This is a genomic window from Proluteimonas luteida (genome assembly GCF_021191695.1).
Classification (GTDB): domain Bacteria; phylum Pseudomonadota; class Gammaproteobacteria; order Xanthomonadales; family Xanthomonadaceae; genus Luteimonas; species Luteimonas luteida.
Genome location: NZ_JAIWPT010000010.1, coordinates 154397 through 165996 on the forward strand (window position 1 = coordinate 154397; position 11600 = coordinate 165996).

The window sequence follows — 11600 nt, forward strand, 5'->3', positions numbered from 1 at the left end:
TCCTCTCGGGCGGCTATCAGGCGGCGCCGGCCAGACGCGTGGCTTCGGCAAGGTCGACGGACACCAGTCGGCTGACGCCCGGCTCGCGCATGGTAACGCCACTGAGCTGCGACGCGGCCTCCATCGTCGCCTTGTTGTGACTGACGAACAGGAACTGCACCTGCTCGCTCATCTCCTTGACCATCGCGGTGAAGCGGCCGACGTTGGCCTCGTCCAGCGGCGCGTCGACCTCGTCGAGCAGGCAGAACGGCGCGGGATTGAGCTGGAAGATCGAGAACACCAGCGCGACCGCGGTCATCGCCTTCTCGCCGCCGGACAGCAGCGAGATGTTGGACACGCGCTTGCCCGGCGGCCGCGCCATGATCGCCACGCCGGTATCGAGCAGGTCGTCGCCGGTCAGCTCCAGGTACGCGTGGCCGCCGCCGAACAGCCGCGGATACAGTGCCTGCACGCCGGCATTGACCCGGTCGAAGGTGTCCTTGAAGCGGCCGCGGGTCTCGCGGTCGATCTTGCGGATCGCCTCCTCCAGCGTCTCCAGCGCGGTGATCAGGTCGGCGTCCTGGGCGTCGAGGTATTCCTTGCGCTGCGCGGCCTCGGCATGCTCGGCGATCGCGGCGAGGTTGACCGGCTCGAGCCGGCGCAGCTTCGCGTCGAAGTCGGTGACGATCTTCTCCCACGCCGGCGCGTTGGCGCTCTCGTCCAGTCCGTTCAGTACGTCCTCGACGACGAATCCGGCCTCGACCACCGCCGTCGACAGCTGCTCGGCGGCGATCACCAGCGCCTGCTGGTCGAGCCGGCGCTGGGCGATCGCCTCGCGCTGGGTCAGCGCCTGCGCGTCGCGCTGCTGCCGGACCTGTTCGAAGGTCCGCAGTTCGTTGTCGATGCCTTCGAGCGTGGAACGCGCCGCGGCCAGCGCCTGTTCGCTGCGCACGCGTTCCTCCAGCGCGACCTGGCGCTGCTGCTCCAGCGCATCGACCGGCGAGTCGCCGCCGGCCAGCTGCGCGGACAGCTCGCCCAACCGCGTGTCGAGCTGGCCGCGCTGGCCGCCCATGCGCGCCAGCGCCTGGGTCAGCGATGCCACCTGGGCGCGCTGCGACTCCAGGGTCAGGGCCAGCGCATGCGTGGCGTCGCGCGATTCGCGGGCCGCGGCGCGCGCGGCGTCGCGCGCATCGACCAGGCCGCGCCGCTCGTTCTCCAGCGCGGCACGGGCGGTTTCCACCTCGCCCATGCGCGCGACCGCATCCTCGAGCCGGCCGCGCGACTCGCGGGCCTGCTGCGCGGCGTTCTCGAGCGTCTCGCCCAGCTGCGCGAGATCGCTGTCGATCCGGGCGATGCGGCTGCGCGCGGCTTCGACGCGGCCCTGCTGGCTCTGCACCTGCCCGGCCAGTTCGGACACGCCGCGGTGCGCCAGGTACAGCGCACGCTGCGCCTCTTCGCGCTGCTGCTCGGCCGCCAGCAGGCGGTCGCGGGCACTGGCGATCTGCTGTTCCAGTGCGTGTTCGCGCTCCTGCAGCTCGGCGATCTGCGCGCGCAGCGTCTGGATCTCGCGTTCGCGCAGCAGCGCGCCCTGCTTGGCCGCGCCCGAGCGCGACACCCGCACCCAGCCCGCGCCGAGCCGCTCGCCGCTGCGGGTGATGACCGAATCGCCCTCGCCCAGCGTGGGCTGCAGCGCGCGCGCCTCGGCCAGGGTCTCGGCGACGTGCAAGCGCGCCAGCAGCCGGCGGATCGCCAGCGGCCCCTGCACCTTCTCCGCCAGCGAGGTCGCGGCGAAGGCCGCCGGCGCATCACCCGCCGACACCAGCGCCAGCCGGCTCTCGCCGAGTTCGCCCAGCGCGTCGACCAGTTCGGCCGGGACGTCGCCGCCGTCGACCAGCACGCCTTCGATCAGCTGGCCGAGCGCGCTTTCGACCGCGTTCTCCCAGCCGGCCTCGACCTGCAGCCGTTCGCCGACGCGCGCAGCCGAGTCCAGCCCGCGCTGGCGCAGCCACTCGACCGCCGCGCCCTGCTCCTGGCCCAGCGCCGCGTTTTGCAGGGTCTCCAGCGACGACAGCCGGCCGCGCGCTTCCTGCGCCTGCTTGCGCACGCCGGAGATCTCCTCCTGCGCGCGCCGCTGGCCGTCCTGCAGTTCGACCGCGGCCGCCTTGCGGGCCTCGAGGTCGTCGGTCAGCGTGTCCAGCGACGCCTTCTGGTCGTCGTGGCGGATCTGGATGTCGGCGAAGGCCTCGGCCAGCGCCTCGAGATCGATGCCGGCGCGCTCGGCATCGAGCTGTTCGCGGCGCCGGTCTGCTTCCAGCGACTGCCGGTCCAGGTAGTCGACCCGGGTGCGTTCGACATCGGCGGCGCGCGCGGCCTCGCTCTGCTCGCGGTTGTGGGCGTCCCAGCGCGTCTGCCAGTCGGCGAGCGCGGCCTCGGCATCGCGCAGCGCGTCCTGGCGCACGCCGTCGTCGTCCTGCAGCTGGGCCAGCCGCGGCTCGGCCTCGGCGATGCTTTCATGCAGCGCGTCGAGCCGTGCCTGGTCGCCGCTGATGTGCTCGCCGAGCTCGGCCAGCTGCGCCTGCGCCTCGTCGCGCGCCTTCAGCAACCGCGACGACAGCTCGCGCTGGTGGGCGATCTGCTGCTCGATCCGGGCCAGCGCGCCGCTGACCTCGTAGCTCTCGGCCTGCGCCCGGTTGAGCGCGGCGGCGGCGTCCTCGCGGCGGCCGCGGCCGGTCTCGAGCTCGCGCTCGGCCTCGCGCTGTTCGGCGATCAGCTGCTGCAGCCGGGTCTCTTCCTGCGCCAGCCCCTCGCGCAGCGCCTGCAGGCGGGCGTCGAGGGTGCGGAACTCCAGCGCCTTCCATTCGGCGTCGCGGATCCTGCGCTCGGCCTGGATCGCGGTGTACTGCTCGGCCTGGCGCGCCTGGCGCTTGAGGTGCTCGAGCTGCTTGCCGACCTCCTCGCGCAGGTCGCCGAGACGGTCGAGGTTCTCGCGGGTGTGGCGGATGCGGGTCTCGGTTTCCTTGCGGCGCTCCTTGTACTTGGAGATGCCGGCGGCCTCTTCCAGGTAGACCCGCAGTTCCTCGGGCTTGGCGTCGATGATCTGGCTGATCATGCCCTGCTCGATGATCGAGTAGCTGCGCGGCCCCAGGCCGGTGCCGAGGAACAGGTCGGTGATGTCGCGGCGGCGGCACTTGGTGCCGTTGAGGTAGTAGCCGCTCTGGCCGTCGCGGCTGACGGTGCGCTTGACCGAGATCTCGTTGAACGCGGCGAACTCGCCGGAGATGGTGTGGTCGCTGTTGTCGAACACCAGTTCCACCATCGCCTGCGACACCGGCTTGCGTGCGGTCGAGCCGGCGAAGATCACGTCGGTCAGCGAGTCGCCGCGCAGGCGGCTGGCCGAGGACTCGCCCATGACCCAGCGCACCGCGTCGATGATGTTGGACTTGCCGCAGCCGTTGGGACCCACCACGCCGGTCATGTTGGTCGGCAGGTGCAGGGTGGTCGGATCGACGAAGGACTTGAAACCGGCGAGCTTGATCGTGGACAGGCGCATGCGGCGTCGGGATGCCTCGATGGCGTCCGCAGGCAGCGGCCGCCGTGGAAGATGAAACGGGAATGGCGTGCCCTGAGCGACCCGCGCATCGCGGCCAAGTGGTTGAATCCACTGGCATTCGATGCCCGTCGACAGGGGGCAAGCGGCCAGTATAACGAGCCGGGCCGGCCCTTGCCGGGTCGCCACCACGGCGTCCCGGCGGGATCCCGCGACCCGCGCGCGGCCCGGGACGCACCACGGCGGCGCGGCGGGCGCGGACCGTCCGGGCTCGAAGGTCGGGAGTCGATCGAACGCCGCAGCGAGCGCGTCGCCGAACGCCCGTGGCGACGGTGGCGGCAGGCGGGCGATCCCTCAGTGCGCCAGGCGCGTTCCGGTATCGATATCGAAGAAATGCACGCGCTCGACCGGAATCCGCAGCGGCAGTGTCTCGCCGGGCACCGGCACCCGTTCGGGCGGCAGCCGCGCGACCAGCGCATGGTCGCCGATGCGCAGGTTGACGAAGACCTCGCTGCCGACCGGCTCGACCACCTCGACCAGCGGCGACAGCGCGGCATCGCCGTGACCGGTCGGCTGCAGGTGTTCGGGACGGATGCCGAGGTCCAGCGTGCGGCCATGCCAGTCGCCGGGCAGCGGCGCGGCGCCCAGCGCCAGCGACAGGCCGTCGTCGACGACGAAACGCCAGCCACCGCCCTCGCCCGCTGCGTCGCGCTGCAGCGTGCCGCGCAGCACGTTCATCGCCGGGCTGCCGAGGAACGTCGCGACGAACAGGTTGTCCGGCTGCTCGTACAGCGCCATCGGCGTGTCGATCTGCTGGATCTCGCCGTCGCGGAACACCACGATGCGCTGGCCGAGGGTCATCGCCTCGATCTGGTCGTGGGTGACGTAGATCATGGTCGTGCCCAGCTTGCGGTGCAGCCGCGCGATCTCCACCCGCATGCCGCTGCGCAGCTTCGCATCGAGGTTGGACAGCGGCTCGTCGAGCAGGAACACCTGCGGCTGGCGCACCAGCGCACGCCCCAGCGCAACGCGCTGGCGCTGGCCGCCCGACAGCTGGCCCGGCTTGCGGTCGAGCACTGCGCCCAGTTCCAGCATCTGCGCCGCCTCGGCCACGCGCGCGGCGATCTCCGCCTTCGGCTGCCCGCGCAGCTTCAGGCCGAATGCGAGGTTCTCGGCGACGCTCATGTGCGGGTACAGCGCGTAGCTCTGGAACACCATCGCGATGTCGCGGTCCTTGGGTGCGACGTCGTTGACCACGCGCCCGCCGATCGACAGCGTGCCGGAGGTGATCGCCTCGAGGCCGGCGACCATCCGCAGCAGCGTCGACTTGCCACAACCCGAAGGCCCCACCAGCACCAGCAGTTCGCCGTCGGCGACGTCGAAGCTGGCGCCGGCCACGCCGACATGGCCATTGGGATACACCTTGCGTACCGCATCGAACCGCACGTTGGCCATCTTGCCTCCCGGGCTGTCGTGGCATCGTGGCACGCCGGCCCGCGGGCCGGACGCGACCACTTCCGATTTCGGCTATTCTGGCATGTAATCGTTTTCAGGCAGCTGCGGAGGCGACGACATTGCGCGATGCCATCCCGGATCCGCGCCAACGGCGCGGCCTGCACCGTCGGACCCGTCGCCCGCGCCGCGGCGCGGCATCCGGGACAACGGCCGGCAGCGTGCACGCGGACAGATGTCGCGCCATGCCGGTCCGGCCGGTCAACACTGTCGCGTCGCCGCCATCGCCCGATGCGCCGGCCTGGCCTGCCGGGCGCCGGCAACGCCGCGCCGCGGCCACGCAATGTCCCGCCGGTTTGGCTGCGGTGCACAACGGGTCGGGCCCCGCCGGTCATGCCGGCGGCCGCCGTGCGCCGTTCCGCGAATGCCCCTTCCGGGGCCACGATGCGCTGCTATTCTCCGGCGTCGGCACCACGCCGTCGTCTTCCTCCTGAGCGACAAGGATCCCCTGGCGTCCATGCACGATTCCCTGCTGCTGTTCGGCGCCACCGGCGACCTGGCACAACGCTACCTGTTCCCCTCGCTGCACCACCTGCTGCGCGACCGGCTGCTGCCCGACACCTTCCGGGTGATCGCGATCGCGCGCAGCGCGCACGACGACGACTCGTTCCGCGCCTGGCTGCGCGACCGGCTCGACGGCGACGACTACGTCGTGCTCGAGGAACTGCTGCGGCGCATCCACTACGTCCCGGTCGACCTCGGCGACGCCGACTCGATGGCCGCGTCGCTGTCGCGCTACGCCGACCGGCCGGCGGTCAGCTACCTGTCGACGCCGCCGAACCTGTTCGCCTCGGCCTGCCGCGGGCTCAAGGCCGCCGGCCTGCTGGAGGCGCCGTCGCGGCTGGTGCTGGAGAAGCCGATCGGCCACGACCTGGCCAGCGCGAAGGAAATCGACGCCACGCTGAAGTCCGCGCTCGACGAGTCGCGGATCTTCCGCATCGACCACTACCTGGGCAAGGCGCCGGTGCAGAACCTGCTGGCGCTGCGGCTGGGCAATACGCTGTTCGAGGCGGTGTGGGAACGCCGCTGGATCGAATCGGTCGACATCATCGTCGCCGAGACCGCCGGCGTCGACGGCCGCGAGGGCTACTACGCCGACTACGGCGCGCTGCGCGACATGGTCCAGAACCACATGCTGCAGCTGCTCGCCCTGATCGCGATGGAACCGCCGGCGGCGATGGACACCGACAGCATCCGCGACGAGAAGCGCAAGGTGCTGCGGGCGCTGCGGCCGATGTCCGCGGCCGACGCCGGCGCCGACAGCGTACGCGGCCGCTACCGCGACGGCGTCGTCGACGGCCACGCGGTCAAGGGCTTCGACGCCGGCGGACACGACGACGTCGAGACCTTCGTCGGCCTGCGCGCATGGATCGACAACTGGCGCTGGGCCGGCGTGCCGTTCCGCCTGGTCACCGGCAAGCGCATGCCCTCGCGCACCACCGAGGTCGTGGTGACCTTCAGACCCGTGACCCACTGGGTCTTCGGGGCCGGCGAAGCCAGGCGCGCGCGTCCCAACCAGCTGCGCATGCGGCTGCAACCCGAGGAGACCATCGAACTCGGGCTGATGGGCAGCCTGGCCGCATCGGAATGGAGCGCCAACGAACTGCAGCCGATGTCGCTGGACCTGGCGATGCTGCCGCCCAAGCGCCGCATCGCCTACGAGCGACTGATGATCGACGCGCTCAAGGGCGACCAGACGCTGTTCGTGCGCGACGACGAGGTCGAGGCCGCATGGCGCTGGATCGACAGCGTCAGCGCCGCCTGGCGCGACGCGCGCACGCCGGTCCACGACTACCCCGCAGGCTCGTGGGGGCCGGTGGAGGCGGCGCCGTTCCTGCCGCGCGCGGTGACCACGCAGAACGGGCGCAAGGCGTGAGCGCGATGCCGCCCCTCGCGCTGCTGGCCGACATCGGCGGCACCAACGCCCGCTTCGCGCTGGCCGACACCGCCAGCCCGACCCCGCTGATCCTCGACAGCGTGCGCGGGTTCGCGGTCGCCAGCTTTCCGTCGCTGGCCGACGCCGCGCTGCACTATCTGCAGGAAACCGGGCAGGCCGGCGAGGTCCAGCTGCACCGGGGCGTGTTCGCGGTCGCCGGCCGGGTCGACGGCGACGAGGCGCGCATCACCAACCACCCGTGGGTGATCTCGCGCTCGCGGACCCGCCAGCGCCTCGGCATCGAGGATGTCGTGCTGGTCAACGATTTCGCCGCCCAGGCGATGGCCATCCCGCTGCTGCAGGCGGCGGACGTCGCGACCATCGGCGCGGCCTCGTGGCACGCCGGCGACGACCCGCTGGCCGCACGCACCTATGCGGTCATCGGCCCCGGCACCGGGCTGGGCGTCGGCGCGCTGGTGATGCGCGACGGCCACCAGCATCCGCTGGAGACCGAAGGCGGCCATGTCAGCTTCCCGCCCGGCACGCCGGAGGAGACCGAGATCCTGCAGCGGCTGTCGGAACAGTTCGGACGCGTCTCCAACGAGCGGCTGATCTGCGGCCCGGGCCTGGTCAACATCCACCGCGCGCTCAGCGAGATCGCCGGCGAGGATCCCGGCCCGCTGCAGCCGGCCGACATCACCGCGCGCGCGCAGGCCGGCGATCCGCTGTGCGGCCGCACCATCGACGTGTTCTGCGCGGTGTTTGGCGCGATCGCCGGCGACCTGGTGCTGACGCTCGGCGCCTGGGACGGCGTGTTCCTGACCGGCGGGCTGGTGCCGAAGATGCTCGACTCGATCCGGCATTCGGGCTTCCGCCAGCGCTTCGAGCACAAGGGCCGGTTCTCGCCGAACATGGCGCGGGTGCCGACGGTCGCGGTGCTGCATCCGCATCCGGGCCTGCTGGGCGCGGCCGCGATCGCGCGGCGCAGGGCGGCGACGTGAGCCGGGCGACGCCGCCGGCTTTTGGCATCGGCGCCGGAATCGGCGACGATGCCCGCATGCACCTGCATGTCTACGACTCGGCGACCCAGTGGACCTGGGGCGCGGCGATCGCGATTTCCTCGGCACTGGCGCGCGACCTGCAGAAGGAAGGCCGCGCGCGCCTGCTGCTGTCCGGCGGCAAGACGCCCGGGCCGGTGTACGAGGCCCTGTCGAAGGCCCCGCTGGCCTGGGACCGGGTCGACGTGGCCCTGGTCGACGAACGCTGGCTGCTGCCCGAGGACCCCGACAGCAACGCGCGGCTGCTGCGCGAGACGCTGATCCAGAACAAGGCCGCGAAGGCCCGCCTGGAAACCCTGACCAGTGCCGGCCGCCCGTTCGACGAGGCGGTCTCCACCGCCAACCTGCACGCGCGCCAGCCGGCCGGCGTCGTCGTGCTGGGCATGGGCGACGACGGCCATACCGCGTCGCTGTTCCCCGGCATGGAGGACCTGGAGCGCGCGCTGCGCACGCCTGCCGCCTATGTCGGCGTGGATGCGACCGGCTGCCCCGGCGCGGGCCCGTGGCACCGGCGCATCAGCCTGACGCCGGCGGGCCTCGCGCCCGCGCAGACCCGCATCCTGCTGATCCGCGGCGAGCGCAAGCGCGCGCTGCTCGACCGCCTGCTCGAAAGCGACGACGCCACCGAGTATCCCGCGCGCATCGCCTTCACCACGCCGGGTGCAGCCTTGCATGTGCACTGGTGCCCCTGATGTCGATACCCGGTGCATCGATGCGCCCGATGTCGCCATGAGGTCCGCCGCCCCGGGCCGCACCGCATCCACCGTCGCGGCAACACCTCCCGCGACCACGTCCCGATCCGTGCCGCCGCTCCATTCCCCCCACTCTCATAGCCGCCGCCCATGAGCCTGCACCCGGTCGTCCACGCCGTCACCGAACGCATCCGCAAGCGCAGCGCGGGATCGCGTCGCGCCTACCTCGACGGCATCGCGCGCATGTGCGAGGCCGGCCCGCTGCGCAGCCGGCTCAGCTGCGCCAACCTCGCCCACGGCTTCGCCGCCTGCGGGCCGACCGACAAGGCGCGCCTGCGCGGCGCGGCCACGCCGAACCTCGGCATCGTCACCGCCTACAACGACATGCTGTCGGCGCACCAGCCGTTCGAGCACTACCCGGCGCTGGTGCGCGAGACCGCGCGCGCGCTCGGCGCCACCGCGCAGGTCGCCGGCGGCGTGCCGGCGATGTGCGACGGCGTGACCCAGGGCCGCGCCGGCATGGAACTGTCGCTGTTCTCGCGCGACGTCATCGCCCAGTCGACCGCGATCGGCCTGTCGCACGACATGTTCGACGCCGCGCTGTACCTCGGGGTCTGCGACAAGATCGTGCCCGGCCTGCTGATCGGCGCGCTCGCCTATGGCCACCTGCCGGCCGTGTTCCTGCCGGCCGGGCCGATGACGCCGGGCATCCCCAACAAGCAGAAGGCCGAGGTGCGCGAGCGCTACGCCGCCGGCGAGGCCACGCGCGAGGAACTGCTGCAGGCCGAGTCCGACTCCTACCACGGCCCCGGCACCTGCACCTTCTACGGCACCGCCAACTCCAACCAGACCCTGCTCGAGGCGATGGGCGTGCAGTTGCCGGGCGCCTCGTTCGTCAATCCGGGCACGCCGCTGCGCGATGCGCTGACCCGCGCCGCGACCGAGCGCGCGCTGCGCATCAGCGCGCTCGGCGAGGACTACCGCCCGATCGGCCAGCTGATCGACGAGCGCGCGATCGTCAACGCGGTGGCGATGCTGATGGCCACCGGCGGCTCGACCAACCACACCATCCACTGGATCGCGGTGGCGCGCGCGGCCGGCATCGTGCTGACCTGGGACGACATGGACGCGATGTCGCGCGCGGTCCCGCTGCTGGCGCGGGTCTATCCCAACGGCGAGGCCGACGTGAACCGCTATCACGCCGCCGGCGGCAACGCCTACGTGTTCCGCGAACTGCTCGACGCCGGCCTGATGCACGACGACATCGCCACCGTGGTGCCGGGCGGCATGCGTGCCTACTGCGACGACCCGCGACTCGACGGCGATGTGCTGGTCTACACGCCCGGCATCGCCGCCAGCGCCGACGAGCAGGTGCTGCGCCCGGCCTCGGCGCCGTTCGAGGCCCAGGGCGGCCTGCGGCTGCTGCACGGCAACCTCGGCCGCGCGCTGATCAAGCTGTCGGCGGTGAAACCCGAGTTCCGCACCATCGAGGCGCCTGCGGTCGTCGTCGACACGCCGCAGGCGCTCAACCGCCTGCACGCGGCCGGCGCGCTGCCGCCGGATTTCGTCGCGGTGGTGCGCTACCAGGGCCCGAAGGCCAACGGCATGCCGGAACTGCATTCGCTGGCGCCGCTGCTGGGCATGCTGCAGAACCAGGGCCGGCGCGTGGCGCTGGTCACCGATGGCCGCCTGTCGGGCGCGTCGGGCAAGATCCCCGCCGCGATCCACGTCACCCCCGAGGCCGCGCGCGGCGGCCCGATCGCGAAGCTGCGCGAGGGCGACATCGTCCGCCTCGACGGCGAGGCCGGCACGCTGCAGGCCTTCGTCGATGCCGAGGAATGGGACGCGCGCGAAATCGCCGCCGACACCGCGCCGGCGGCGACCGACTTCGGCCGCAACCTGTTCGGCTTCAACCGCGCCAACGTCGCCCCCGCCGACCGCGGCGCGCTGTCGATCTCCTGCGGCCCGGCGACCACCGACGGCAGCGCCTGGGACTACGACGCCGAATACGACCTCGGCGACGATGCCGCCGCGCTCGACGCCCCGCACGAATCCAAGGACGCCTGACCGATGCCATCCCCTGCCCCGCCCCCGATTTCCGAGCGCCGGCAACGCGCGGCGCAGCTGCTGCATGCCGCCGGCGTGCTGCCGGTGATCACCGTCGACAGCCTCGACCAGGCGCGCGCGATCGCCGACGCGCTGCTCGAAGGCGGCCTGGGCACACTGGAACTCACCCTGCGCACGCCGGTCGCGATCGACGCGCTGGCGACGCTCAAGCGCGAACGTCCGGACATCGTCATCGGCGCCGGCACCGTGCGCACGGCGGACGACATCCGGGCCTCGATCGACGCCGGCGCCGACTTCCTGGTCACCCCGGGCACGCCGGCGTCGCTGGCCGAGGCCCTGGCCGCCGCCGCGATCCCGGCCGTCCCCGGCGCGGCGACGCCGACCGAATTCCTCGCCCTGCACGCGCTCGGCTTCCGCCACTGCAAGCTGTTCCCGGCCAGCGCGGTCGGCGGCCTGGCGATGCTCAAGGGCCTGGCCGGCCCGTTGCACGACATGCGCTTCTGCCCGACCGGCGGCATCTCGGAAGCCAACGCCGCCGAATTCCTGTCACAGCCCAACGTCGCCTGCATCGGCGGCTCGTGGATGCTCGACAAGGCCTGGCTGGCCGCAGGCGACTACGCCCGCGTCCGCGACACCGCCGCGCGCGCCGCGGAGATCGTGCGGCAGGTGCGGGGCGCGTAGGCACGGTCGCGCGAAGGGCCGGCGAGAGGCTGCCGTGCCCTCACCCCAACCCCTCTCCCGCTGTATGGCCCGGCCACATGGTGGACAGGTGTTCGGGGACATGGTGGACACATTCAAGCTGCAGCATCGAAGCCCAACAGGAGCAGGCGATGCCGTGGCAGGAGGTGTCGACGATGTCGTTACGGGAA

The 11600-nt window shown here is 72.3% G+C and carries 7 protein-coding genes; 5 read left to right on the forward strand and 2 right to left on the reverse strand.

What is annotated here, in order from left to right; translation table 11 throughout:
- Positions 1-16: 16 nt before the first annotated feature.
- Together smc and LDO26_RS10785 are read right to left on the reverse strand one after the other, a co-directional pair.
- Positions 17-3529 (reverse strand): chromosome segregation protein SMC, encoded by a 3513-nt coding sequence (gene smc / locus LDO26_RS10780; RefSeq protein WP_232131093.1) that lies wholly within the window; start codon positions 3527-3529, stop codon positions 17-19.
- A gap of 351 nt (positions 3530-3880) precedes the next feature.
- Positions 3881-4981, reverse strand: coding sequence for an ABC transporter ATP-binding protein (locus LDO26_RS10785; RefSeq protein WP_232131094.1), 1101 nt, complete (start codon positions 4979-4981; stop codon positions 3881-3883).
- A 514-nt stretch (positions 4982-5495) separates the two neighbouring features.
- Between LDO26_RS10785 and zwf the strand changes: the two genes are divergently transcribed.
- The 5 genes from zwf to eda all read left to right on the forward strand — a co-directional run bounded on the left by zwf (position 5496) and on the right by eda (position 11412).
- Positions 5496-6914: a glucose-6-phosphate dehydrogenase gene (gene zwf / locus LDO26_RS10790; protein WP_232131095.1), complete on the forward strand. Its 1419-nt coding sequence runs from the start codon at positions 5496-5498 to the stop codon at positions 6912-6914.
- Positions 6911-7915: a glucokinase gene (gene glk / locus LDO26_RS10795; RefSeq protein ID WP_435594067.1), complete on the forward strand. Its 1005-nt coding sequence runs from the start codon at positions 6911-6913 to the stop codon at positions 7913-7915. Before zwf ends, glk begins: the two co-directional genes overlap by 4 nt.
- A gap of 56 nt (positions 7916-7971) precedes the next feature.
- On the forward strand, positions 7972-8664 hold the full coding sequence (gene pgl / locus LDO26_RS10800; protein ID WP_232131097.1) for a 6-phosphogluconolactonase: 693 nt from the start codon (positions 7972-7974) through the stop codon (positions 8662-8664).
- Positions 8665-8814: 150 nt separating this feature from the next.
- Entirely contained in the window at positions 8815-10731 is a 1917-nt protein-coding gene (gene edd / locus LDO26_RS10805) for a phosphogluconate dehydratase (protein WP_232131098.1), read from the forward strand.
- Between the two features lie 3 nt (positions 10732-10734).
- Entirely contained in the window at positions 10735-11412 is a 678-nt protein-coding gene (eda, locus tag LDO26_RS10810) for a bifunctional 4-hydroxy-2-oxoglutarate aldolase/2-dehydro-3-deoxy-phosphogluconate aldolase (protein WP_232131099.1), read from the forward strand.
- The last annotated feature ends 188 nt before the right edge of the window (positions 11413-11600 follow it).